General features: G+C 68.3%; 22 protein-coding genes. 11 read left to right on the plus strand and 11 right to left on the minus strand.

Going from position 1 to position 23,235, the window contains the following annotated elements; all coding sequences use genetic code 11:
• Positions 1 to 53 precede the first annotated feature (53 nt).
• Positions 54 to 1,526, plus strand: a complete 1,473-nt coding sequence (locus LQZ87_RS05195) for an MATE family efflux transporter (RefSeq protein ID WP_230102407.1) — start codon at positions 54 to 56, stop codon at positions 1,524 to 1,526.
• A gap of 137 nt (positions 1,527 to 1,663) precedes the next feature.
• On the opposite strand, the gene LQZ87_RS05200 is transcribed toward LQZ87_RS05195, so the two are convergent.
• Positions 1,664 to 2,128: an Lrp/AsnC family transcriptional regulator gene (locus tag LQZ87_RS05200; RefSeq protein ID WP_230102408.1), complete on the minus strand. Its 465-nt coding sequence runs from the start codon at positions 2,126 to 2,128 to the stop codon at positions 1,664 to 1,666.
• A gap of 113 nt (positions 2,129 to 2,241) precedes the next feature.
• On the opposite strand from LQZ87_RS05200, the gene LQZ87_RS05205 reads away from it, so the two are divergent.
• The 4 genes from LQZ87_RS05205 to LQZ87_RS05220 all read left to right on the plus strand — a co-directional run bounded on the left by LQZ87_RS05205 (position 2,242) and on the right by LQZ87_RS05220 (position 6,709).
• Positions 2,242 to 3,471, plus strand: coding sequence for a PLP-dependent transferase (locus tag LQZ87_RS05205; RefSeq protein WP_230102409.1), 1,230 nt, complete (start codon positions 2,242 to 2,244; stop codon positions 3,469 to 3,471).
• 93 nt (positions 3,472 to 3,564) lie between these two features.
• The gene (locus LQZ87_RS05210; RefSeq protein ID WP_230102410.1) at positions 3,565 to 5,355 is read left to right on the plus strand and encodes a hypothetical protein; all 1,791 of its coding nucleotides are present in this window, start codon (positions 3,565 to 3,567) and stop codon (positions 5,353 to 5,355) included.
• A 137-nt stretch (positions 5,356 to 5,492) separates the two neighbouring features.
• On the plus strand, positions 5,493 to 6,113 hold the full coding sequence (locus tag LQZ87_RS05215; protein ID WP_230102411.1) for an ATP-dependent Clp protease proteolytic subunit: 621 nt from the start codon (positions 5,493 to 5,495) through the stop codon (positions 6,111 to 6,113).
• The gene (locus tag LQZ87_RS05220; RefSeq protein WP_230102412.1) at positions 6,113 to 6,709 is read left to right on the plus strand and encodes an ATP-dependent Clp protease proteolytic subunit; all 597 of its coding nucleotides are present in this window, start codon (positions 6,113 to 6,115) and stop codon (positions 6,707 to 6,709) included. Before LQZ87_RS05215 ends, LQZ87_RS05220 begins: the two co-directional genes overlap by 1 nt.
• Positions 6,710 to 6,803: 94 nt before the next feature.
• Here the strand turns inward: LQZ87_RS05220 and LQZ87_RS05225 are convergent, their stop codons facing one another.
• From LQZ87_RS05225 to LQZ87_RS05235, 3 genes are all read right to left on the minus strand, one after another.
• Positions 6,804 to 7,154, minus strand: coding sequence for a helix-turn-helix transcriptional regulator (locus tag LQZ87_RS05225; RefSeq protein WP_290368246.1), 351 nt, complete (start codon positions 7,152 to 7,154; stop codon positions 6,804 to 6,806).
• Between the two features lie 69 nt (positions 7,155 to 7,223).
• A complete protein-coding gene (locus LQZ87_RS05230) occupies positions 7,224 to 8,210 on the minus strand; it encodes an aldo/keto reductase (protein WP_230102413.1) in 987 nt (328 codons plus the stop codon).
• Between the two features lie 13 nt (positions 8,211 to 8,223).
• Positions 8,224 to 9,117, minus strand: a complete 894-nt coding sequence (locus LQZ87_RS05235; protein ID WP_230102414.1) for a helix-turn-helix transcriptional regulator — start codon at positions 9,115 to 9,117, stop codon at positions 8,224 to 8,226.
• Between the two features lie 106 nt (positions 9,118 to 9,223).
• On the opposite strand from LQZ87_RS05235, the gene LQZ87_RS05240 reads away from it, so the two are divergent.
• From LQZ87_RS05240 to LQZ87_RS05255, 4 genes are all read left to right on the plus strand, one after another.
• Positions 9,224 to 10,096 (plus strand): aldo/keto reductase, encoded by an 873-nt coding sequence (locus LQZ87_RS05240; protein WP_230102759.1) that lies wholly within the window; start codon positions 9,224 to 9,226, stop codon positions 10,094 to 10,096.
• A gap of 5 nt (positions 10,097 to 10,101) precedes the next feature.
• A complete protein-coding gene (locus LQZ87_RS05245; protein ID WP_230102415.1) occupies positions 10,102 to 10,518 on the plus strand; it encodes a hypothetical protein in 417 nt (138 codons plus the stop codon).
• Positions 10,515 to 11,270 carry an SDR family oxidoreductase gene (locus LQZ87_RS05250; RefSeq protein WP_230102416.1) on the plus strand — a complete coding sequence of 252 codons (756 nt, stop codon included), beginning with the start codon at positions 10,515 to 10,517 and terminating at the stop codon, positions 11,268 to 11,270. Before LQZ87_RS05245 ends, LQZ87_RS05250 begins: the two co-directional genes overlap by 4 nt.
• 188 nt (positions 11,271 to 11,458) lie before the next feature.
• Positions 11,459 to 12,478, plus strand: a complete 1,020-nt coding sequence (locus LQZ87_RS05255; protein WP_230102417.1) for a zinc-dependent alcohol dehydrogenase family protein — start codon at positions 11,459 to 11,461, stop codon at positions 12,476 to 12,478.
• A gap of 81 nt (positions 12,479 to 12,559) precedes the next feature.
• On the opposite strand, the gene LQZ87_RS05260 is transcribed toward LQZ87_RS05255, so the two are convergent.
• On the minus strand, positions 12,560 to 13,531 hold the full coding sequence (locus LQZ87_RS05260; RefSeq protein WP_230102418.1) for an acetylxylan esterase: 972 nt from the start codon (positions 13,529 to 13,531) through the stop codon (positions 12,560 to 12,562).
• A 127-nt stretch (positions 13,532 to 13,658) separates the two neighbouring features.
• Between LQZ87_RS05260 and LQZ87_RS05265 the strand changes: the two genes are divergently transcribed.
• Both LQZ87_RS05265 and LQZ87_RS05270 read left to right on the plus strand, forming a co-directional pair.
• Positions 13,659 to 15,110, plus strand: coding sequence for a cell division initiation protein (locus tag LQZ87_RS05265; RefSeq protein WP_230102419.1), 1,452 nt, complete (start codon positions 13,659 to 13,661; stop codon positions 15,108 to 15,110).
• Between the two features lie 19 nt (positions 15,111 to 15,129).
• Positions 15,130 to 15,951, plus strand: a complete 822-nt coding sequence (locus tag LQZ87_RS05270) for a sulfurtransferase (RefSeq protein ID WP_230102420.1) — start codon at positions 15,130 to 15,132, stop codon at positions 15,949 to 15,951.
• Between the two features lie 6 nt (positions 15,952 to 15,957).
• Here LQZ87_RS05270 and LQZ87_RS05275 read toward each other — a convergent pair whose 3' ends face one another.
• The 6 genes from LQZ87_RS05275 to LQZ87_RS05300 form a co-directional block, all read right to left on the minus strand.
• Complete coding sequence (locus tag LQZ87_RS05275; protein ID WP_230102421.1) at positions 15,958 to 16,869, minus strand: hypothetical protein; 912 nt, start codon at positions 16,867 to 16,869, stop codon at positions 15,958 to 15,960.
• 233 nt (positions 16,870 to 17,102) lie between these two features.
• Positions 17,103 to 18,032 (minus strand): carbohydrate ABC transporter permease, encoded by a 930-nt coding sequence (locus LQZ87_RS05280; RefSeq protein WP_230102422.1) that lies wholly within the window; start codon positions 18,030 to 18,032, stop codon positions 17,103 to 17,105.
• Positions 18,022 to 18,972 carry a sugar ABC transporter permease gene (locus LQZ87_RS05285; protein WP_230102423.1) on the minus strand — a complete coding sequence of 317 codons (951 nt, stop codon included), beginning with the start codon at positions 18,970 to 18,972 and terminating at the stop codon, positions 18,022 to 18,024. The genes LQZ87_RS05280 and LQZ87_RS05285 overlap by 11 nt, the downstream gene beginning before the upstream one ends.
• Positions 18,973 to 18,976: 4 nt before the next feature.
• Positions 18,977 to 20,281 (minus strand): sugar ABC transporter substrate-binding protein, encoded by a 1,305-nt coding sequence (locus LQZ87_RS05290; RefSeq protein WP_230102424.1) that lies wholly within the window; start codon positions 20,279 to 20,281, stop codon positions 18,977 to 18,979.
• A gap of 40 nt (positions 20,282 to 20,321) precedes the next feature.
• Positions 20,322 to 21,947 (minus strand): FAD-dependent oxidoreductase, encoded by a 1,626-nt coding sequence (locus LQZ87_RS05295; RefSeq protein WP_230102425.1) that lies wholly within the window; start codon positions 21,945 to 21,947, stop codon positions 20,322 to 20,324.
• The gene (locus LQZ87_RS05300) at positions 21,934 to 23,037 is read right to left on the minus strand and encodes a LacI family DNA-binding transcriptional regulator (RefSeq protein ID WP_230102426.1); all 1,104 of its coding nucleotides are present in this window, start codon (positions 23,035 to 23,037) and stop codon (positions 21,934 to 21,936) included. The genes LQZ87_RS05295 and LQZ87_RS05300 overlap by 14 nt, the downstream gene beginning before the upstream one ends.
• Positions 23,038 to 23,235: the final 198 nt, after the last annotated feature.

The following is a 23,235-nucleotide window of genomic DNA, read 5'->3' on the forward strand; positions in this document are numbered from 1 at the left end:
TCCTCGGCGAGCCGATTCCCCCTGATCTTCGTCTCCGGAAGCCGTTCCCCCGCATGGCCACGTCCCTCACCACCGGGCGCCCTTGGCGCGTCATCCTCGCGTTCTCCGTCCCTCTGCTGATCGGCAATGTCGTCCAGCAGCTGTACCAGGTCGTCGACACGGTGGTCGTCGGTCGTGAGCTGGGCGTCAACTCCCTCGCCGCGGTCGGCGCGACCGGCAGTCTGCTGTTCCTGCTGCTCGGATTCGCCTGGGGCATGACGAGCGGATTCGCGATCCCGACCGCACAGGCCTTCGGCGCCCGGGACTCCGCAGCGGTGCGCCGCTCGGTCACCACCGGAACCCTGCTGGCCGCAGTCGCCAGCATCCTGATCACGGTCGGCGGCCCTCTGCTCGCAGAGCCCGTCCTCGTGCTCATGCGAACACCGCCCGAGCTGCTCGCGGAGGCGACGCTGTTCACGCAGATCAGCTTCCTCGGCGGCGGCGCGACGATGTTCTTCAACTACCTGTCGGCGATCATCCGTGCGATCGGCGACTCCAAGACGCCGTTGGTGTTCCTCACGATCGCGTGCGCGCTGAACGTCGTCCTCGTGATCGTGCTGGTCGGTCCGGTCGGGTGGGGCGTCGCCGGCGCGGCTCTCGCGACCGTCGTCGCGCAGGCCGTTTCCGTGCTGCTCTGCCTCGAGTTCGTCAGGCGGCGGATGCCTGTGCTGCACGTGCGGCGCGAAGACTGGCGCATCACACGGGGCGATATCTTCGACCACCTTCGGCTCGGCCTGCCGATGGGGTTCCAGGCATCCATCATCGCGATCGGCACCCTTGTCGTGCAGGTGGCGCTGAACGTCCTGGGCCCCGAGGCCATCGCCGCCTACACGACGGCATCCCGGGTCGACAGTCTCGCAACCGCTCTGCTCGCCTCGCTGGGGCTCGCCGTTTCGATGTACGTCGCGCAGAACTTCGGCGGTCGTCGCCCCGACCGCATCCGCGCCGGAGTCGTGCAGGCGACCTGGATGGCGATCATCGCCTCGCTCGTCCTGGGAGTCGTGCTCATCGCATTCGGCACGCATCTCGTCCGACTCTTCGTCGGAGACGGAGCCGACGAGGTCGTGGACAGCGCCCACCTCATGCTCATCATCAACGGGTCGACCTACTCGCTGCTGGGAGTGCTGTTCGTTCTGCGCGGCGCGCTGCAGGGACTCGGGCAGGCGATGATCCCGACGATCACCGGGGTCGTCGAGCTGTTCGCGCGTGTCGCGGCAGCCGTCGCGCTCGGTGCGGTGCTCGGTTTCGCCGGCGTCGCCATGAGCAACCCGCTCGCGTGGGTCGGTGCGGTCGTGATCCTGATCCCGGCCTACGTCCGGGCCCATCGGGCGCTGATGAGGATGCCGGTCGATCCGCTCGAGCCGACGCTGACCACCCCGATCGCGATCGTGGGACCGGACAACAGCTCGTTGAACGTGGATGTCGTGGTCACCCAGCCCATCCCGGTCGTCATGCAGAAGCGCTGGAAGAAGCTGCTGCGCCGGTAGGACCTCGCCTTATCGGGAGGCGCCCGCGCTGCTGTTCCCGCGCTCGCGCTGCTGTTCCCTGCCCCGCGCTGTCCAAAGCTGTTCGCGCGGCGGAAACTTCTGCAGCGTCGACAGGAATGAGCAGCGCGACGGGCGCGCTACCTGATCACGCCGCGGCCGTCGCGCAGCTCGAAGACCAGCTGGGTCTCGGTTCCGCGGACGACCGGATGCACCGTGATGTGCTCGAGGACGATGTCGCGCAGCGCCGTGGCGTCCTGAACCGCGACGTGCACCAGGAAGTCATCGACGCCGGCGACGTGGAACACCTGCAGCACCCGTGGTGTCGCGACGAGCGCATCGAACAGGGCGTTGACCTTCTCGCCGGTGTGGTTGGCCAGTCGCACCTTGATGATGGCCTCGAGCGGGTAGCCCAGCGCTGCCGCGTCGAGGCGGACGCGGGTGTCTCGGATGATGCCGCGATCGCGCAGGCTGCGCACGCGGTGCGCGCACGTCGACTCGGCGAGCCCAAGCCGCTGCGCCAGCGCCTTGTTCGTGAGATCGGCGCGCGTGCTGAGCGCGGCGAGGATCTCGAGGTCGATCTCGTCGAGTTGCGCTTTCGCCAACCTGGTCACCTCTGATCCCGTCGAATCCGTCGAAAATTCTGCATCCACGCGTTCAGGCGGCGGATGCAGTCGAATTCTCCCATTCTCACCGGGATTCCGGCAACGTAGAGAGCATGACTGCAATGCCGCACTCGCCCTTCGACACGCCTCTGCATCCCGACACGATCGCGGTGCACAGCGGCCGTGGAGACCTCCAGGACCTCGGCGTCCACGCTCTGCCGATCGACCTGTCCACGACCAATCCGTTGCCCGATATCGAGCGCGGCGGCGACTCGTACGAGGCGATGGCGACAGGCGGTCGGCCGATCGCCGACGGCAGCCTCGTGTACCAACGGCTGTGGAACCCGACGGTCGCACGGTTCGAGGACGCGCTGGCCGAGATGGAGCACGCCGAGGCGGCTGTCGCGTTCTCCTCCGGCATGGCCGCGATGACGGCCGTGATCCTCGCGATGACGGCGGCAACGGGCAAGCATCACGTCGTAGCAGTGCGACCGTTGTACGGCGGAACGGATCACCTGCTCGGTTCAGGCCTGCTCGGCACCGAGGTCACCTTCTGCCATGCGTCCGAGGTGGGCGTCAGCATCCGCCCCGACACCGGGCTCGTCGTCATGGAGACGCCGGCGAACCCGACGCTCGACCTCGTCGACATCGCCGCTGTCGTGGCCGGGGCGGGCGATGTTCCCGTCGTGGTCGACAACACGTTCGCAACGCCCATCCTGCAGAACCCGCTCGACCACGGCACAGCCATGTCGCTGCACAGCGCGACGAAGTACCTCGGCGGCCACGGCGACGTGATCGCCGGCGTCGTCGCGTGCAGCGAGGAGATCGCCGAGGCTCTGCGCCGCGTTCGTGCGGTGACCGGTGGGCTGCTGCATCCGCTCGGCGCCTACCTGCTGCACCGCGGTCTCACGACGCTGCCGGTGCGGATCCGCCAGCAGCAGGAGAACGCGCAGCAGGTCGTGCAATGGCTCATCGATCGGCCCGAGGTCGACGAGGTGTTCTTCCCCGGTCTCGATGGAGATCCGCAGGGGATCCTCGAGCGTCAGATGCGCGGCACCGGCGCGATGATCGCGATGCGGATGCGCGGTGGGTATGCGGCGGCGAGTCGGGTGGCATCCGCCGTCAACCTGTTCACGCACGCGGTGTCGCTCGGGGGAGTGGATTCGCTCATCCAGCATCCGGCCGCTCTGACGCACCGCCCTGTGCCGGCGGACGCACGTCCGGATGCCGCCGTCCTGCGTCTCTCGATCGGCCTCGAGAACGCCGGAGATCTGATCGCCGACCTCGCTCGCGCATTCGCTGTTGTCGGATCACTACAAGAAACCGAGTCCCAGCGGATCTGAAACTTAGTACCCAGTCGCAAAGCCGGACGACTTCGGCCCGTGCGCTCCTACACTCGCGAGTGGCAACGACGCCACTGACCTCTGGAGCCCTCGATGACGAGTTCTAAGCCTCACGCGCACGGCAACGGCGTGCGCATCACCGTCATCATCCTCGCTCTGCTTCTCGCAGCGATGGTGATGATCTTCTTCCTCACGACCGGAAAGATCGCGGCGGGTGCCGCCGAGCTGTCGGACGGAACGGGAACAGCCCGCGACGGCTCGGCCGAGCTCGCCACCGGAGCGCAGGACCTGTCCGCCGGAGCTCAGAAGCTCGCGGACGGAACCGAGAGCCTCGCAGCCGGCGCATCGAGCGCCCACGACGGATCGCAGAAACTCGCCGCCGGGGCGCTGAAGGCGTCGACGGGTGCAGCCACGCTCGCCACCGGCGCAGGCACGCTCGCGGCCGGAACCGCGAGCGCCGAGTCGGGCGCCGCGCGCCTCGACAACGGTGCGCAGTCGGCGCTCTCGGGTGCGCAGAAGCTCGCCGCCGGTCTGCTGAAGGCCGACCTCGGCGCGCAGTCCGCGGTCGCGGGGGCGGAGAAGCTCTCCGGTGGTGCCGCGCAGGTGGATGCCGGTGCGACAAAGGTCGCCGACGGTGCGCAGGCGCTGGCCGGTGGCGCGGCGCAGGTGGATGCCGGGGCGCAGAGCGCGCTCGGCGGCGCCAAACTGGTGTCGGATGGTGCGGCGCGGGTGGATGCCGGCGCAGAGGAGTTGCTCGTGGGTGTGACCAGCCTCGCCAACGGTGTCGGTGGTGCCCATCAGTACGCGACGAACCTCAACGCAGGTGCTCAGGATCTCAGCGCCGCGATCTCCGCCGCTGCGACGGATCAGGTGAAGTATCTCGCAGCCAATAAGGATGCGATCACGGGAATGGTGACATCCGCGTCGCAGGACTCCCAGGTTCTGGCTGATCGCTTGGCCGAGCTCGCCAAGACGAACCCCGATCTTGCAGACCTCGTAACGCTGGCCGCGGGTGTCAATCAGCAGGTGAAGGGCATTGCGCCCGCAGCCGCGGCGGCTCCCGTCCTCGCAAGCGGCGTCATCGAAGCCGCGGGTGGTGCGCAGCGGCTCGCCGCTGGCACGTACGCTCTCCTCAACGGCGACGCTTCTGTCAAATGGCCCGGAACTGTCGGTCTGACCAACGTGGAGGTGGGCGCACCCGCCCTCGTGGCCGGTGCGCAGAATCTGAAGGCCGGCAGCGCCGAGCTTGCGGGTGGCACGTCGAAGCTCAGCGCTGGCCTCACTTCGTTGGCGCAGGGCACGACTGGCCTCGCATCGGGCGCATCCGACCTGGCGACCGGAGTCGCCCCACTGAAGGCGGGCACGTCCCAGCTCGCGTCCGGTGCGAAGCAGCTCGCCTCCGGCCTCAAGCCGCTGAAGTCCGGCACCGCCGAGCTCGCGACCGGTGCAGGTACGCTGTCGGGCGGCCTGACGACGCTCTCCGCAGGCGCGACGACGCTCCACGATGGCGCAGTCCGCCTGAACTCGGGTGCGACGAGCCTGTCCGAAGGCGCAGCGACGCTCGCTGAGGGCACCTCGACGTTGCAGCAGGGCGCATTCGACCTCGACACCGGGCTCGGCACGCTCTCCGATGGCGCGATGACGGTCGCCGAAGGAACGGGCACCCTCGCCGACGGCGGAGCCAGGCTCGAGACGGGTGCCGCCGCACTCGCAGACGGCAACGGTCGTATCGCTGACGGCTCCGGAACGCTCGCAACGGCGACCGCCGGCGCCGCACCGTCGATGCTTCCGTGGATGCTCGGCATCGCCCTGGCCGGTCTGATCGCGATCGGGTTCTGGGTCGGTCACCGGGTCAGTCACCGACGCGCGGTGGCCATGGCCTAGCACCACTGCCGAACAGGGCCGCGGGACGAGACATCTCGCGGCCCTGTTCTCCGTCTGAGGTACGGCCTCTGCCGAGAGCAGAGCCGCTCAGAGCGGATTCGCGCCACGCGACCCCGGAGGGCTCGCAGAGTGGGGGCATGAACGAAGAGACACCGATCCCGCAGTTCGGCCCCGAAGCCCGACGCGCACTGTTCCACGAACGCATCCTCGTGCTCGACGGCGCCCTCGACGATGACAACGGCACGCTGCTGATGACCCAGCTGCTCACCCTCTCGGCGGAGGATCCGGTCGCGGACATCGCCCTGTGGATCCACTCGCCAGGAGGTTCGGTTCCGTCGATGCTCGCCATCCGCGACGTCATGCGCATGATCTCGAACGACGTGGCAACGCTCGCCCTCGGGCTCGCAGCCAGCGCAGGACAGTTCCTTCTCTCCGCAGGGACCAAGGGCAAGCGTCGCGCGCTTCCGCACGCGCGCATCCTCATGCATCAGGGTTCGGCCGGCATCGGCGGTTCGGCCGCCGAGATCGAGATCCAGGCCGACGACCTCCGCCAGATGCGCGACACCGTGCTCGGCCTGATCGCCGACGACACCGGCCAGCAGCCGGGCCGCGTCTTCGAGGACTCACTGCATGACCGCTGGTATACGGCGGTCGAAGCCGAAGAGTACGGCTTCATCGACGAGATCGCGACATCGATCGGCGATGTGTTCCCCCGTCGCAGGGCGCGTGTGGGGCTCGGCCTCGAAGGAGAGAAGTGATGAGCGGCTACACGATCCCCAACGTCATCGCGCAGCATCCGCGCGGCGAGCGAATCATGGACGTCTACTCGCAGCTGTTGTCCGAGCGGGTCATCTACCTCGGCACCGGCATCGACGCGGGCGTCGCGAACGCGCTGATCGCGCAGCTGCTGCATCTCGACGCGGACAGCCCGGACACCGGCATCCAGTTCTACATCAACAGCGAGGGCGGCGACCCCGGCGCTGCGCTGGCGATCCACGACACCATGCAGCACATCCGACCGGCCGTCGCCACCACCGTCGTCGGGCAGGCGATCGGGCCGGCGGCGCTGCTCGCAGCGGCCGGGGCGGCGGGGCAGCGTGCTGCCCTCGCGCACGCGCGCATCGTGCTGCATCAGCCGGCCGGACAGTCGCGCGGGGCGATCCCTGACCTCATCCTCGCCGCCGACGAGGTCGTGCGCGTGCGAGCGGATATGGAGGCGATCCTCGCCCGTCACACCGGTCGGACGGTCGAGGCGCTGCGCGCCGACACCGACCGGGACCGGGTGTTCACGGCATCGGCAGCGCTCGAGTACGGGCTGATCGACACCGTGCTCGGTGAGCGGACGGCCGCTTAGGACGACAGTTCGGGGGCCGGATGCACGGATGCCGGGTGATTCGGCAGCATCCGTCCGACATCCGTGTTCCCGGACCCCAGACTGTCGACGCGCGTCACGCCGCGAGGGCGAACGCGCCGCGGCCGGCCGACACGGAGACGGGGACGGCGGCGGATGCCGGCACCGAAGCCGCGCGCAAGTCATCTGCGACGCTGCTGGTGAGGTCGATGAGCGTGGTGTCCAGGGCGCCGGCGATCGCGGCGATCATCTCGCTGGACGGCTCCTTGAGCCCGCGCTCGACTTCGGAGAGGTACTGCGGCGACACCCCGGCCTTCGCGGCGGTCTCGCCGAGCGTCTCCTGGTTCTCGTGTCGCCTGCGGCGCAACTGATCGCCGAGCATGTGACGCCACAGCGGCTCGGGTCGAGGCGGTGTGGAGCGATCGGGGAAATCGAGGATGTCAGCCATGGTTCACGGTAACGCCGTGCCCCGCCGCGGCGGGAGCCGTTCTGCTCAGAGCAGAATCGTCGACGCGCCTCAGAGGCCGACCGCTGCCATCCCCGCTTCGTCGTAACGATCGCCTGCGACACCGATGCGGTCGGCGAGCCCGTTCAGCTCGACGATGTCGTCCGCCGATAGGGCGACCTGGGTGGCAGCGATGTTTTCGTCGATACGTTCACGGCGTCTCGTACCAGGAATCGGCACGATGAAGGGATGCTGCGCCAGCAGCCACGCCAGGGCCACCTGCCCCGGGGTCGCATCCCGCTCGGCGGCGAGACTCCGGACCCGGTCGACGAGCCCCTGGTTGGCGCGGAGGTTCTCGGGCTCGAAGCGCGGGACGCGCGCACGGATCTCGCCGGTGCCGAAGGTTGCGTCGGCGCTGACCGTCCCGGTGAGGAATCCCTTGCCCAACGGACTGAACGGCACGAAGCCGATGCCCAGCTCCGCGCACGTCGCCAGCGCCCCGGCCTCCGGGTCGCGCGTCCAGAGGGAGTATTCGCTCTGCACGGCGGTGACCGGATGCACGGCGTGCGCGCGACGGATCGTGCCCACCCCCGCCTCGGACAGGCCGAAGTGCTTCACCTTGCCCTCGGCAACGAGCTCGCCGACCGTCCCTGCGACGTCCTCGATCGGAACCGTCGGGTCGACACGGTGCTGGTAGAGCAGGTCGATCGCCTCGACACCCAGGCGCTGCAACGAGCCTTCCGCCGCACGGCGGATGTGCTCCGGCCGCGAGTCCGTTCCGCGCGAGACGCCGTCCACGATGTCGAACCCGAACTTCGTCGCGACCACGACCTCGTCACGGATCGGAGCGATGGCCTCCCCGACGAGTTCCTCGTTGTCGAACGGCCCGTAGACCTCGGCTGTGTCGATGAAGGTGACGCCGTGCTCGACCGCGTAGCGGAGCACGCCGAACATGGCCTCGCGGTCGCCGGGGTTCTGGCCGTAGCTCTGGGACATCCCCATAGCGCCGAGGCCGATGGCGGAGACCTGCAGGCCTTGGCCGAGAGTGCGCGTGTGCACGGTCGATCTCCCTTCAGATCTGCGTGTGGTCGGTTGCATCGGATGCCAGGGACGGACCCCCCGTGGTGTCCGGTGCGGCCCAGCTGGCCAGCAGTCGGAGCTTGTCCTCCGAGGGCGATCCGGGCTCGGCGGTGTAGGTGGACAGCTGCAGCCCGGGGTCGGCCGGCAACTCGAACGCTTCATAGGTGAGTTCGAGCTCTCCGACGATCGGATGATTGATCCGCTTGACGCCGGTGCGGTGGTAACGCACGTTGTGGGCAGCCCAGAGGGTGCGGAACCGTTCGCTGCGCGTCGACAGTTCGCCCACGAGGTCGGTGAGCTTCTTGTCGAACGGGTTGCGGCCGGCCTCGCCGCGCATGGTCGCGACGAGCTCCTGCGTGTTTCGGTCCCAGTCCGGAAAGAAATCCTGCGCGGCGGGATTCAGAAAGGCGAAACGTGCGCTGTTCGGAGCAGCCTCTGCGAAGACCGGTGCGTAGAGCGCGCGGCCGAGGTCGTTCGCGGCGCGATAGTCGAAGTAGTTGTCGCGGATGATCGCCGGCGCCTCCGTGATGGCCGAGAGCAGGCGCAGGATGCTTGGACGCAGCTCATCGGTCTTCTTGCGCGGTTTGTGCGCGATCGGCGAGGCACTGGCGATCCGGGCGAGATCGAACATGTGCGCCGTCTCGGCGTCGTCGAGCTGCAGGGCCCGTGCCAGGGCGTCGAGGACGCCGTCCGATGCGCCGGACAGATCACCCCGCTCGATCCGCGTGTAGTAGTCGACGCTGACGCCGGCCAGCATCGCCACCTCTTCACGGCGCAGTCCAGGGACCCGTCGGTTGGTGCCGTACGCCGGCAGGCCTGCCTGGTCGGGGGTGATGCGTGCGCGCCTCGTCGAGAAGAACTCGCGCACTTCGCCTCTGGTGTCCATGATCCGACCGTACGCCGAGTCACCCGAGGGAGGGAGGCACTGCCAGTACCCGGAACGGCCTGCACTGTTCCGGATGCCGCGGACGGAGTGGAATGACCTCATGACCATGAACCTCAATCTGAACAACGGCGTCACGATGCCGGCCCTCGGCTTCGGCGTCTTCCAGGCCGCCCCCGAGGAGACCGTCGCAGCGGTCACGACGGCACTCGAGACGGGCTACCGCCTGATCGATACGGCGGCCGCCTACGGCAACGAGCGAGAGGTCGGCGAGGCGATTCGCCGGTCCGGCCTCTCTCGCGACGAGATCTTCATCGAGACCAAGGTGTGGATCAGCGACTACGGCTATGACGAGACTCTGCATGCGTTCGAGAAGTCCACCGGCAAGCTCGGCGTCGACCGGCTCGACCTGCTGATCCTGCACCAAGCGCTCCCGTCGCGTTTCGATCTGACCGTCGGCGCGTACAGGGCACTCGAGAGGCTGCTCGCCGATGGTCGGGTCCGCGCGATCGGCGTCAGCAACTTCATGACCGATCATCTGGACCGCCTCGAGGCCGAGACGAGCATCGTTCCGGCGATCAACCAGATCGAAGTGCACCCGTATTTCCAACAGCGCGCGGTGCAGAATGCTGACTCCTCCGCCGGCACGGTCACCCAGGCCTGGTCGCCGATCGGCGGTATCACTGCGTATCGCCCCAACGGAGCATCCGCGTTCGATGATCTGACGCTGAAGGCGATCGCGGCGGAGCACGGCAAGTCACCGGCTCAGGCGATGCTGCGCTGGCATCTGCAGCAGGGTCGTTCTGCTCTGCCCAAATCGGTGCGTCCGGCCCGGATCGCCGAGAACTTCGCCGTGTTCGACTTCGAACTGACAGCGGATGAGCTCGCCGCCATCGACGCGCTCGACACCGACGTTCGCCGCGGCCCGGATCCCGAGGACATCACGATAGAGACGTTCGGGCGCGAGATCCCGGAAGCATGATGCGGGTGCGGGGACGATCTGCCGCGCTCGGCGCTGTGATGCTCGGGGCGGGCCTCGGCGGCTGCGCCGCGAACTCGACTCCAGCACCGGAATCTTCCGCGCTGCCTTCCGAATACGCCGACGGCACGTACGAGGCGACCGGCTGGTACGGATCACTCCCGTCTCACCAAGACGTCACGCTCACCCTCGAAGGCGGCGTCGTCACCGCCGTCAGCCTCACCACCCCTGCCGAAGACACCGCATCCCTCGGCCACCAGCAGCGGTTCGCCGATGCGCTCGGCGACGAGATCGTCGGGTTCGACGTCGACACCATCGACGTACAACGCCTCGCCGGGGCCAGCGGCTGTTCGGAGGGCTTCATGAGCGCCCTCGCCGAGATCAAGACCGCCGCACGATCCGCGGCAGACGAAGGAGCACCATGACGAATCTCGACGTCCTTCTCGTGGGAGGCGCCGGCAGCATCGGCAGCTACGTCGCTCGCGTCGCAACCGATGCCGGTCACAGCATCCGCATTCTCAGTCGCGGCACCGGGAAAAGCGTCGTGACCGGCGATCTCACCGACCCCGAGTCTCTCGCCGACGCGGTTCGCGACATCAACGCTGTCGTGTTCACCCACGGCGCTCACGGTTCCGCGCAGGACATTCGAGAGGTCGACTACGGCGGGGTTCGCAACGTCCTGGAAGCGATCGGCGACCGGCCGGTGCGCATCGCCCTGATGACAGCCATCGGGGTCACGTACCGGGAAGGCTCATACAACCGCTCCACGAGAGCGCACGACTGGAAGCGCCGCTCCGAGCGGCTCGTCCGGGCGAGCGGTCACCCGTACACGATCGTGCGGCCGGCGTGGTTCGACTACAACGACTACGACCAGCATCACCTGCAGTTCCTGCAGGGCGACACGCGTCACGCAGGCAGCCCGGCCGACGGCGCCATCGCCCGATCGCAGATCGCCGACGTCCTCGTGGCGGCTCTCACCTCGGATGCCGCGATCGGGAAGACGTTCGAGCTCGTCGCGGAGCGAGGCGAGGCGCAATCCGACCTCGCCCCGCTGTTCGCCGCGCTCGCCTCGGACGCCGGACTCGACGGCGCATTGGACGCCGACAACATGCCACTCGATGATGAGCCGGCGGATGTCCGCGCCGACCTCGACCGGATCCGCGCGCTGCACGCCTGACCGCGGGCGGAAGGGGTCAGGACGCGGCGTCTCGTGGGGCCGGCGCCGGATGCTCCGCCGCCCAGCTCGCGAGCAGGCGGAGCGTGGGGTGCCCTGTCGGTACACGGCTCGCCAGGCACTCCCGGTGCGCGGCCGGAAGGAGTTGACTGAGGGAACAGAACAGGGAACGGAACAGAAGGAGCGCACACATGCGTGGAGTAGTCATGTACGGACCGCGGGATGTCCGTGTCGAACAGCGCGAGAAGCCGACCATCACGAAGTCGACGGATGCTGTCATCAAGATCGCCGCGACCTGCATCTGCGGCTCCGACCTGTGGCCCTATCGAGGCACCGACAGCGTGCACGAGTCGCCAATGGGGCACGAGTATGTCGGCGTCGTCGAGGAGATCGGCTCCGATGTGAAGAACGTGAAGGGCGGCGATTTCGTCGTCGGTTCGTTCATGGCCTCCGACAACACCTGCGAGATCTGCCAGGCCGGATACCAGTCCCGTTGCGTGCACGTCGTGCCGATGGGACAGTTCGGAACGCAGGCGGAGTACGCACTCGTTCCGCACGCAGACGGCACGCTGGTCGCAACGCCGGGACAGCCCGACGCTGATCTGATCCCCGCACTGCTGGCCGCCTCGGACGTGCTCGGCACCGGCTGGTTCGCCGCGGTCGCGGCTGAGGTCGGTCCCGGCAAGACCGTCGCTGTGGTCGGCGACGGTGCGGTCGGCCTGCTCGGCATCCTCGCCGCGAAGCAGCTCGGTGCACAAAGGATCATCGCGATGAGTCGGCATGCCGATCGCCAGGAGCTGGCCCGGAAGTTCGGCGCGACCGACATCGTCGAAGAGCGCGGCGACGACGGCGTGGCCAGGATCAAGGAGCTCACGAACGGGCTCGGTGCGCACTCGACCATCGAAGCGGTCGGCACCCAGGAGTCGATGATGCAGGCGATCCGCTCCACACGGGCCGGCGGACACGTCGGGTACGTCGGCGTCTCGCATGATGTCGCGCTCCCCGGTGAGGAACTCTTCTTCTCTGGCGTGCACCTGCACGGCGGCCCGGCGCCCGTGCGTCGTTTCCTGCCCGAGCTCATCCAGTTGATCTGGGACCGTGCCATCGACCCGGGCGCCGTTTTCGACCTGACCCTGCCGCTCGAAGACGCCGCCGAGGGATACCGGGCCATGGACGAGCGGCGCGCCACGAAGGTGCTGCTGACCGTCTGATCGTCAGGAAGCGCAATGAGCGCATCTCAGCCGCAGATGCGGTCATTTGCGCTCTTTGAAGCGACCTCAGCCGCGGCGGTCTCAGCCGGCGAGCCGCTCCGCGAGGAACGAGGCCTGCTTCTGCCACTGCATGCCCAGCCCGCCCTCGTGCTCGTTGAAGGCGTACTCGACGATGTCGGCGGTGCCGCCCCAGTGATTCCGCGCGGCGTACACGGTCGACGGCGGGCACACCGGGTCCATCAGTGCGACCGAGAACAGCGCGGGTGCGGTGGCACGACGAGCGAGGTTCACGCCGTCGAAGTACGACAGCGTCTCGAACGTGCGTTCCGCGGCATCCCGATGCACGGCAAGATATCGGACGACCTCGGCGTACGGGTCGCGTTCGGTCAGTCCGACGGACCGCTCGAACTGGCACAGGAACGGCACGTCCGGCATCGCTGCGATGAGCCCGGTTGAGAGGGCAGCGGCGGCGATCGCGATCCCGCCGCCCTGGCTGGTGCCGGTCACGGCCACTCGCGTCTCGTCGACGCGGTCGAGCGAGCGGATCGCGTCGATCGCGAGCACGGCGTCGGTGTAGACGCGACGGTAGTAGTACTCGTTCGGGTCGTCGATGCCGCGCGTCATGAACCCGGGCACCGCGGGCCCTGAGCCGTGCGGGTCAGGCGTCACGCCGCCGGTCCCCCACCCGCTGCCCTGGCCGCGGGTGTCCATGAAGAAATGTGCATAGCCGGATGCCGCCCACGCCAGCCTCTCGTGCGGCAGGCCCCGACCGCCGCCGTAGCCGTTGTACTCGATGACCGCCGGGACGGCGTCGTCGGCATCCGCCGGCAGCAGCAGCCATCCGCCGACGGGGTCGCCGCCGAACCCGCTGAACGTGACGTCATAGACCTCGACCGACTGCAGCGGCGAGTCGATACGGCGCAGCTGGATGGGAGCGGCGAGCTCGCGGGATTCGGCGAGCGTCTGCTCCCAGAAGTCGTCGAAGTCGGCCGGCTCCGCCACCTCGGGCCGGTAGGTGCGCAGCTGCTCTGCTGGCAGGTCGAAACGCGGCATCGCTGGTTCCTTCAGTCGGGGGACGACGGCAGTTTATCGTCGCGACAGTGTCGGCGCGCACGCGTACTGGTTAGGCTGGGAATCGGGCTCGTCGCCCCTTCTCCCACCGCTCCGAAAGGTGTCCATCGTGACCGAATCCGCCGAGAACACCGCCGAGCACGGAGCCGACTTCTTCGACCAGCTCGCCCAGGGCCCTACCCGTGAGCAGGACTCGTTCACCGTCGGCTTCCGCGGCTACGACCGCGGTGAGGTGGATGCCGCGATCGCCGGTCTTCGCATGCAGGTTCAGCGCGCCGAGTCCGAGGTCGCAGAAGCCCGATCAGGCGTGAGCCGCGAGGTCGAAGCAGTGCGCGCCGAGCTCGAGTCCGCGCGCTCGGAGAGCGAGACGCGCGCCGCCGAGAGCGACGCCAGAATCGCCGAGATCGAGAAGCAGCAGGAGTCGCAGCTGGCCGAGGCTCGCGCGGCTGATGAGGAGCGCATCGCCGCGCTCGAGGCGGACCTCGCCGCCGCTCGTGCGCAGGTCGAGGAGTCGGACCAGCGGATCACCGCACTGTCGAACGAGCTCGTCGCCGCCCCGAAGGACGAGACGGACACCGAGGGCTCCCGTCTGCAGTTCGAGGCTGTGCTCCGGGTCGCCGAGGAGCAGGCATCGGTCCTGATCCAGAACGCCGCCGTGCAGGCCGAGCGTCTGCTCGAGGCTGCGCGCGAAGAGGCAGACGGCCGTCGCGCGGAGCTCGCCGCCGAGGTCGATCGCGTCACCACCCAGGCTCAGCACGACGCCGATCAGGTGCGCCTGCGCATCGAGACCGAATACACCGCTCACCAGGCGGGGATCGAGCGTGAAGCCGCGCACGCGGCCGAGAAGGTGAACCAGGCCGAGCAGGAGGCCGCGACCATCCGCACCGAGGCCGAGAAGGGCGCTGCAGCGCTCCGCTCGATGGTCACCCGCGAGACGACGCAGCAGCGAGCGGATGCCGAGCGCGAGGTGCGCGAGATGAATGCCCGCGTCCTCGAGTTCGAAGAGACACTGACCCGCCGTCAGGACGACGCCCAACAGGAATTCCTGCTCCTGCACAATCAGGCGGTCGCCCACGCCGAGCGCATCACCACCGACGCGAACGAGCAGGTCGCGGCGTCTCTCGAGCACTCCAAGCGCATCTCCGCGAAGGCCGATGACTACGAGAAGCTGATGCGCTCGCAGGCCCAGGCGATCGAAGCCGATGCGCAGGTCCGCGCACGCGAGACCCTCGACCGTGCGCGTCAGAAGGCTCAGAAGATCGTCAGCACCGTCACCGGCCACACCACCGACGTCCTGCGCGACGCCGAGGACCGCACGCGTCAGCTGCGCTGGCAGCAGCAGCAGTTGAACAGCTTCATGGCCGAGGTCCGCGAGCTCATCCGTCCGGAGGGCGTCGCCGCCGCATCCGGCGCCGAAGAGGAGGACGCCGATGACGTCGATGTCCTCGAGGAGGGCGACGAGATCATCGAGCTCGACCCCGAGGTCGCCGAGCCGGCGGAGTCCGACGACGACGCGGATGACGACGAGGACGACGCGGACGAGGGCGGCGACCGCGACTGACGCGTCGTAGCCTGAAGCCATGTCTCAACTGGTGAGCGCGGCAGAGCTTCAGAATCTGATCGACGGTGGGGTGCGCATCCTCGATGTGCGCTGGCGCCTCGATCGCCCTAATGGACGGGCGGATCACCGCGTGGGCCACATCCCCGGCGCCGTGTACGTGGACCTCGAGACCGAGCTTTCACGGCATGGCCGAGCGGATGAGGGCCGTCATCCGCTTCCCACCACGCAACAGGTTCAGGATGCCGCTCGCCGATGGGGTGTCGATGACGGCGGCATCGTCATCGCCTATGACGATGCCGGCGGTCTTCCCGCGTCGCGCGCATGGTGGATGCTGCGCCAGGGCGGCGTCGACGTCCGAGTGCTCGACGGCGGCTGGAAAGCCTGGCAGGCTGCGGGTGGCGAGGTCGAGACCGGCGAAGTCACGCCGGAACCAGGCGACGTCGTGCTCGGCGACATCACCGGTGACAGCCTCACGATCGACGAGGCCGCAGCGCTCGCCGCATCCGGCATCCTGCTCGATGTCCGGGCGGCGGAGCGCTTCCGCGGCGAGGTCGAGCCGATGGATCCGATCGCCGGACACATCCCCGGCGCGGTGAACCTGCCGACGACCGTCCACGTCCGCGAAGACGGGACGCTGCGTGATCTCGACGAGCTGCGCACGCGCCTCGTCGAGGCGGGCGTCACCGGCGGCGTAGAGGTCGGTGCGTACTGCGGCTCCGGCATCACCGCGGCGCACACAGCGTTGGTGATGATCGAGGCGGGGATCCGGCCGAAGATCTTCCACGGTTCGTGGAGTCAGTGGTCGAACACTCCGGGCCGCCCCGTCGCCACCGGCGAGTAACTCGGGTCACACCCTGTCGTCGTAGCCCCAGCGGTGCAGCAGCATCCCCGGGCCCCAGTTGCGCCGGACCTGGTGGATTGTCGTCGCACCGTCGAGGTGCTGCTCGGTGACGATCGTGCCATCCGGCGTCTCCTCGATCTCGTCGATCCAGGACGGCAGGGCGTCGGGATGGAACCGGGTCCACAGCAGGAGGTCGCGCGCATTGCGCGCCACTCCGTGCCCGGTCTCACGCATGCCGGGGTAGCCGGACGGGAACTCGAGCTTCCACTCGATCATCGTCGTCTGCGCGGGCCCGAGAGGGCGCTCGAGTTCGAACATCGCGCCGTGCACTTCACCCGTGTGGTGGGAGTGGAGGCCCGAGATGCGGCCTCCGGACACCATGCTGAAGATCGGTGCAGGTACAGGCTGATCGGGGGTGAGATCCAAGTACGGGACGTGCGTGATGGTCCCGGAGGTGCACTGCAGGATCGTGCGGGTGGTGCGCGAGATCACGAACCCGTCCGCACCGACTTCGGTCACGGCGTGGGTGGAGACGTCGCGCCCCGGATCCATCACCGGAGAGCCCAGTGCGGTGAACGTCTCCGCGACGGCCTGCTCCAGACGCGCCTGCTCGAGCGGGTACTGCGGTGTGCCGATCGGGCCGACGCGCTGGCTCGGGCCGATCAGCGAGAGCAGCGTCCCGGCGTCGAGATGGAGCAGCGACTCCAACTGCTCCACGGCGGCGAGCGACTGCGGGCCCTCAGGGCGTCGGTCGCCTGAGCGCCAGTAACTGAGCGTGGCCCCGGAGACGGGGTTCCCGTTCGCGGCGAGGCGTTCGCGCAACCAGCTCAAGGTGACGGCGCGCGCGTCTATGGCCGTGCGCAGCGCGGCGGCGAAGTCGCCGCCGTGACCGCTCGCGGAATAATCCTGCATCTGCATCACAGCCCTCCCCGGGGTATGTGACGAACACGGAAGTAGTGTCGAGCATACGGCCAGAAGGGGCACCTCGGGCCCGAGGTGCCCGGCGATGGTCGCGCGGTCGTATCGCGGTGGCTGGGGGTCAGTACCTGCCGCGGGCCGACCGTACGCGGTGCCTCCCTGCGCGCGACGCGGGGCCCGGATCGAACTGGGGATGATCCGAGCCCCGCGTTTGCGGGGCGAAGGCGAGCCGCTCAGCCCTTCAGGCCGGTGTGCGCCAGCCCCTGCACGAACTGCTTCTGCGCGAACAGGAACACGAGCAGCACCGGCACGACGGTCAACGTGGTCGCGGCCAGCTGCACGTTCCACATCGGCCCTCCGTACGCGTCGACGTACTGCGTGAGCGCCTGCGGAAGCGTGAACATGTCCTTGCTGGAGAGGTAGACGATCGGCTCGAGGTAGAGGTTCCACGACTTCAGGAACGTGAAGATCGCCACTGCGGCCAGCGCGGGCCTGGACAGCGGGAACGCGATCCGCCAGAAGATGCCCCAGCGGCCCAAGCCGTCCATCCGGCCGGCCTCTTCCAGCTCGGTCGGCAGCCCCAGGAAGAACTGCCGCATGATGAACACGGCCAGCACCGCCGGCGCACCGAAGATCGGGATCACGATCAGCGGCCAATGCGTATTGATCAGACCGAGGCCGTTCACGAACCGGAACAGCGGAACGATCGTCACCTCGCTCGGCACGAGCAGCCCGACCAGAACCAGCAGGAAGAGCGCGTTCGCACCGGGGAAGCGGATCCGGGCGAACGCGTAGCCCGCCATGGCAGCGACGAGCATCGTTCCGATCGTGACGAGAGCGGCGATGTACAGGCTGTTCCAGTACTGCTGCGCGAACGGCTGCAGACGGAACACCTCGCCATACGCCTCCACGGTCGGGTTCGCAGGCCACAGCGTCGGCACCTTCTGCAGGATCTCGCCGATCGGCTTGAAACTGCTCGTCACCATCCACAGTGTGGGGAACACGAACGGGATGCTGAGCACGGCCATGAGCGCGACGGGACCGACGGACGCCCACTTCCGGCGACGCCGAGCGGTGAGCCCTTCGGCGCTCAGGCCGGTGCGTCCGGTGACCACCGTGCGCGTGTCCAGCTCCTGCGCCGTATCGAGCACATCAGTTCTCATGGAACACCCACCTCTTCCTCGTCTGCCACTGCACGAGTGTCAGGGCGAGCACGATGAGGAACATCAGCACGGCGATCGCGCTGGCGTAGCCGAAGTCGTTGAAACGGAAAGCCTGCTGGTACAGGTAGTAGACGAGCACCGTGGTCGAGTTTCCCGGTCCACCGCCGGTCAGCACGGCGATCTGTGCGAAAACCTCGAGGGAACCGACGATCGTCAGGATCATCACCAGCAGGATCGTCGGGCTGATCATCGGCAGCGTGATCGAACGGAAGCGACGCCAGGCGCCGGCGCCGTCGATCCTGGCGGCCTCGCCGATCTCCTCCGGCACGCCCTGGAGCGCCGCCAGGAAGAGGATCATGTTCAGCCCGACGTTCTTGAAGACCTGGACGATGATCACCGAGACCATCGCGGTGAAGTCGCCGCGCAGCCAGTTCGGGCCCTGGATGCCGATCAGCGACAGGAATCCGTTGATGCCGCCGTCCGCCTGGAGGAGGAAGCTCCACACGATCGTCCACGCGACGAGCGAGACGACGACGGGGGAGAAGAAGAAGGTGCGGAATGTGGTCGTACCCGGAAGCTTCTGGTTGAGCAGCACCGCGAGGAACAGCGCAAGGGTGACGTTCAGGACGACCAGGCCGATGGAGAACCAGAGGCTGGCGAGCAGCGAGTCGCGCAGCCCCGGGTCGGACAGCATCCGCTCGTAGTTGTCCGCGCCGGAGAAGACGAATGTGTTCGCCAGGACGTTCCAGTCGTGCAGCGAGAACCACAGCACCGCTACCAGCGGCACGATCACGAACGCGACGGAGCCGAGCACCACTGGGGCGACCATCGTGTAGCCGACGATGGCATCGCGTCGTGCCACCGCGGAGCGGCGGGGACGCCGGGTGCGCCCCTTCCGCTCCGCGGCTTCGACCGTCGCGAGGACGGCGGAGGAGGTCATTCGATCAGCCCTCCAGCAGCGGTGTGATCGCTTCGCAGGTGCCGGACAGCACCTGCTCCACGTCGGCATCGGCTGTCCACATCGCATCGAGCTGCGAGCGGACTGCGTCCTGGAGCTTGGCGAAGTTGACGTGCGTCGGCTTGGTGACGGCATCCTGGATGCCGTCGACGACCACGGCCTGCAGCTGCTCCTCGCTCAGCTTCGGGTTGGCGGCTCCCAGCGTCTCGGCGTTCAGCAGCGACTCGCGGGGCGGCGGGAAGTACGTTGCGAGCTTCTCGGCGTTCGCCGGGTCGGTGAAGTACGCCAGGAAGTCCGCGGCCACGGTCGGGTGCTCGGCATTGGCGAACACGCCGATTCCTGCCTGGCCGATGACGTTCTGGTGACCGCCTGGGCCGTCGGGCAGCGGCACGATGTCCCAGGCGAACGAGTCGTCCAGGGCCGAGGCGCGGCTGATCTGGGTGATCGTCATCGCCGCGTCGCCGGCGAAGAAGTCGGCGGTGACGCCGGGGCCGGGAATCGCCCCGTCGACGAACACGGCATCGTGGTACCACGTCATGGCGTCGACCATCTCGGGATCGGTGAGCGTGCAGGTCGTGCCGTCCTCACTCCATGGCGCCGCACCCCACGCGGCCCAGACCGACGCGAGGACCTCCCATGCCTGGTAGTCGAAGTCGCGCACGACGAGGCCGGCCGTGCCGCTGGTCTCAGCCGCGGCCGCCGACATGTCGCGGGCCGCGTCGAACGTCCAATCGCCCGACGCCACGAGGTCGGCCGGGTTCGGCTGACCGGCCGCTTCGAGTTGATCGGTGTTCACGAACATCGCGAACGGGCTGTTCGAGAACGGGTACGCGAACAGGCGATCGTCCTTCTGCCACAGCGCGAGAGACGAGTCGAGCAGGTCGTCGTAGTCGTAGTCCTCGTCGTCCTTCAGCGCGTCGGTGATGTCGGCGAGTGCTCCTGACGAGACGAACTCGGGTGCGTAGCTCTCCAGGATCCAGCCGAGGTCTGGGGCGTTGCCGCCGGCCAGCTGGGTGGTGAGGGTCGTGGTGTAGTCCTCGAACGGGATGGGTTCGAACGTCACCTTCGAGACGAGCTCGGGGTTCTCGGCGACGTAGGCGTCGGCGATCTCCTGGAACATCGCCAGCTGCGTCTCGTCTGCGGTCCATACCGTCATGCGCAGCTCGACGGGTTCGTCCGGTGTCTCGGTGCCGGCGGGGGAGCCGCTGCATCCGGTGAGGGCCAGGGCGACGGCGGCGATGCCGGCACCCGCGGTGAGCGACAGGCGTCGTCGCGTGTTGAGGGGGCTCATGCTTTCTCCTTCTCTGTGATTGCGGGTTAGTCGTGCAGGGTCAGTAGGCGTGGACACGCCCCTCGGGCCAGTGGAGCTCGACACCGCTGGCGTTGAGTTCGCGCTGGTAATCGGCGAGCAGTTCGCCCGAGGCGTGGACGGCGTGCGGCGTCGTGCCCTCGGCGATGCAGAACGCGGCGAGGTGGCCGGCGGCTTCGCCGATGTTCCACTCCACGGGGTGCAGTCGGTAGCAGCCGTTGGTGATGTGCGTCGTGCCGATGTTCTTGTTCGCCGCGAGCAGGTTCGTCACGCGCTCGGGGATCAGCGCGCCCAACGGGATCTCGAACGGGGTGGATGCGACGTCGATGTACGTGTCACCGCCGGTGGACGGGTGCAGGTCGATCCGGTACATGCCGACTCCGACCGACTCGTCGTAGCGGGTTGCCCCTGCTTCGCCGCGGACGGCGTACGAGACGTCGTTCTCGGTGATCGTCGTCAGCGCTCTGATGCGTCGGGACTCGCGATGGTAGGGCGCCTGGGCGAGGCCGTCGGCGCTGCCCATGATGTCGGGCCGGAGCCGGAGCCCGGGGAACCCGGTGCCGCCGTCGGGGCGAGGCGCCTCGGTCTGCATCCAGTACAGCATTGACAGGCTGAGCTCGCGGGCCTGCGCGTACCGTTCGAGTTCTATCTCACGCGGGACATCGATCACCGGGGCGACGAAGTAGTCGATGCTCGGCCAGTTCACCAGGCACAGGTCACTCGCGTAGAAGCCCTGGTCGAACAGGTCGCGTGCAGCGATCCGGCGGAAGATCCAGAGATTGTGGTCTCCGGCGTTGCGGGACTGGTCGGCGTCGACGGCGAGGGCGTCGTCGCCGGGGTTCGGATCGAACTCGCGCGTGCTCAACTCGAGCGTCCGCGGGTTGGGCGCCGTCCAGGACAGCATCCGTTCGCCCTGCCACGCGGCAGGCGTGTACGAGCGCCAGAAGTCGTAGTCCGCGGGCCGCTCGATCGTGTGGTCGCCGTCGACGTGCTCGACGACGAAGCACACGCTGACGGCCTGGATGTTCTCCGGCTGCGCGTCCTCGGGTGCGCTCGGCTCACCCGTCTGTGCGCGCGACTCGAACCCGGTGACGTACTCCGTGCCGGTCAGCGGAAGCAGCTCGCCGGTCTCTGTGGCATCCAGCACATAGGCGGCGCGGACCGTCACGTCGTCTTCGCCGACTTCGGAGGCCAGCGTCACGCTCGTGACGCGGTCGCCGTCGACGTGCGCGGCGATCGGACGTCGCCGTTCGAGCAGGCGGACGCGTCCGGTAGAGCGGTGCGGGGCGAGCATCTCCTCGAGAACCCCGACCGCGATGCGCGGCTCGTGGCAGAGCTTGGACACCCATCCGGCGCCGGGGTTGAGATCCGCGCGATCCGCGGCGGCGTCGATGAGCGGATAGCGCCGCCGGTAGACGTCGCGGATGCCGTCGCGCAGAGCGCGGTAGCGGGCGGTGATCCCGAACTCCTCGACCCAGGGGTGCTCGTCGGGCGGTACCGCCTGTGACGTGAGCTGCCCGCCGATCCATTCGAACTCCTCGGTGAGGATCACGGAGGCGCCGCGATCGGCGGCAGCGAGGGCGGCGGCGACACCGCCGAGGCCTCCTCCCACGATGAGGATGTCGGCAGTGAGTTCAGGATCGGTCACGGATGGGTCCTTCGGTTTCGATGCGGTCGGATGCCGTCGCCGGGGCGAACGAGTCGCCGTCGGCGTCGGGGCAGGGGAGGATCTGGTGGAGATCGGCGTCGTCGAGAGGCTGGCCGTTCTGGGCGCGCCCGTTCGCGTTCTCGCGGTCGACGATGCGGGACAGCAGCACGAGCGCCCTGGCGCCCATCTCTTCGCGCGGAACGGTGAACCCCGACCACCTGCGCGAGCCCTTCACCGGATGAAGCGGTTGACCGAGGATCAGCATCGACACGTCCTGCGGCACGTTGAGGCCGCGGGCCTCGAGCGCGGCGGCGATCTCCTCCGGCGAGTTCTCCGGTGTCACCAGGAGGGCGGTGATCCCGCGCTCGGCGATCTCCTCCGCAGCGGTCGCGACATCATGCAGATCGACGAACTGCAACGGGAGGCCGTGCGTGCGCATTGCCTGGCGGTAACCGGCGAGGCGATCGAGCGTCGACTGGTCGGAGCCCTGCAGCCCCGCGTATCCGATGCGACGGTGGTCATCGGCGACGAGCCTGTCGACCTGGCGGGCGGTCGCGGCGACGTAGTCTGCGCCGATGTAGGGCAGCAGACGTCCTTCGCTGACGCGCTTGCCGATGAACACGAAGGGGTAGTTCGTGTCGAGCAGATGCTGCAGCTCACCCTGGTCTTCGTGCTGGCCGAGGAGCAGGCATCCGTCGGCGATGCCGAGCCGCTGCCAGCCGTCTCGCGAGAGCCGACGCTTCCCGTCGATGACGCGGGCGGACGTGAACAGCAGGATGTCGACGCCGAGCCGCTCTGCTGCATGCTCGACGCCGTTGAGAAACGCGCCGTAGAAGTCGTGGCCGCCGCGGGGAAAGGTGGTCTCGTAAGTGAAGACGCCGAGGATCTGGTTGCGTCCTCCGGCCAATCGCTGAGCGAGCGGGTTCGCGGAGTAGCCGGTGATCCGGATCGCCTCGAGCACGCGGCTGCGGGTCTCATCCGAGATGCGGACGCCCGCGGGAGCGCTGCCGTTGAGGACGAAACTCACGGTCGACTGACTGACGCCGGCCATGGCGGCGACGTCGGCCTGCGTGAAGCGGTGACGCGGCATCGATCCTCCTCGATCGGGTGCGGGGTGCTGTCAGCAGTCTGCGGGCGAGTTGTCCCGAGGTCAACGTGATAATGCGCATTATTAGTGAGCGATCGCCGTGCTCGCTACGCGCACGAGGGCCCTGCGAATCCGCATTATCCAGCGTGGGCGCGGCCCGTTCCGCCCCGCGTAGACTGGAGTACACCACTCCGACCGAGG

The sequence above is a fragment of the Microbacterium sp. Bi121 genome (assembly GCF_918698005.1).
Lineage (GTDB): Bacteria > Actinomycetota > Actinomycetes > Actinomycetales > Microbacteriaceae > Microbacterium.

Coding starts and splice junctions, on each gene's coding strand:
- LQZ87_RS05195 (WP_230102407.1), top strand. CDS start 54: ATGGCCACGTCCCTCACCACCGGGCGCCCTTGGCGCGTCATCCTCGCG.
- LQZ87_RS05205 (WP_230102409.1), top strand. CDS start 2,242: ATGACTGCAATGCCGCACTCGCCCTTCGACACGCCTCTGCATCCCGAC.
- LQZ87_RS05210 (WP_230102410.1), top strand. CDS start 3,565: ATGACGAGTTCTAAGCCTCACGCGCACGGCAACGGCGTGCGCATCACC.
- LQZ87_RS05215 (WP_230102411.1), top strand. CDS start 5,493: ATGAACGAAGAGACACCGATCCCGCAGTTCGGCCCCGAAGCCCGACGC.
- LQZ87_RS05220 (WP_230102412.1), top strand. CDS start 6,113: ATGAGCGGCTACACGATCCCCAACGTCATCGCGCAGCATCCGCGCGGC.
- LQZ87_RS05225 (WP_290368246.1), bottom strand. CDS start 7,154: ATGGCTGACATCCTCGATTTCCCCGATCGCTCCACACCGCCTCGACCC.
- LQZ87_RS05235 (WP_230102414.1), bottom strand. CDS start 9,117: ATGGACACCAGAGGCGAAGTGCGCGAGTTCTTCTCGACGAGGCGCGCA.
- LQZ87_RS05240 (WP_230102759.1), top strand. CDS start 9,224: ATGAACCTCAATCTGAACAACGGCGTCACGATGCCGGCCCTCGGCTTC.
- LQZ87_RS05250 (WP_230102416.1), top strand. CDS start 10,515: ATGACGAATCTCGACGTCCTTCTCGTGGGAGGCGCCGGCAGCATCGGC.
- LQZ87_RS05255 (WP_230102417.1), top strand. CDS start 11,459: ATGCGTGGAGTAGTCATGTACGGACCGCGGGATGTCCGTGTCGAACAG.
- LQZ87_RS05260 (WP_230102418.1), bottom strand. CDS start 13,531: ATGCCGCGTTTCGACCTGCCAGCAGAGCAGCTGCGCACCTACCGGCCC.
- LQZ87_RS05270 (WP_230102420.1), top strand. CDS start 15,130: ATGTCTCAACTGGTGAGCGCGGCAGAGCTTCAGAATCTGATCGACGGT.
- LQZ87_RS05275 (WP_230102421.1), bottom strand. CDS start 16,869: ATGCAGATGCAGGATTATTCCGCGAGCGGTCACGGCGGCGACTTCGCC.
- LQZ87_RS05280 (WP_230102422.1), bottom strand. CDS start 18,032: ATGAGAACTGATGTGCTCGATACGGCGCAGGAGCTGGACACGCGCACG.
- LQZ87_RS05285 (WP_230102423.1), bottom strand. CDS start 18,972: ATGACCTCCTCCGCCGTCCTCGCGACGGTCGAAGCCGCGGAGCGGAAG.
- LQZ87_RS05290 (WP_230102424.1), bottom strand. CDS start 20,281: ATGAGCCCCCTCAACACGCGACGACGCCTGTCGCTCACCGCGGGTGCC.
- LQZ87_RS05300 (WP_230102426.1), bottom strand. CDS start 23,037: ATGCCGCGTCACCGCTTCACGCAGGCCGACGTCGCCGCCATGGCCGGC.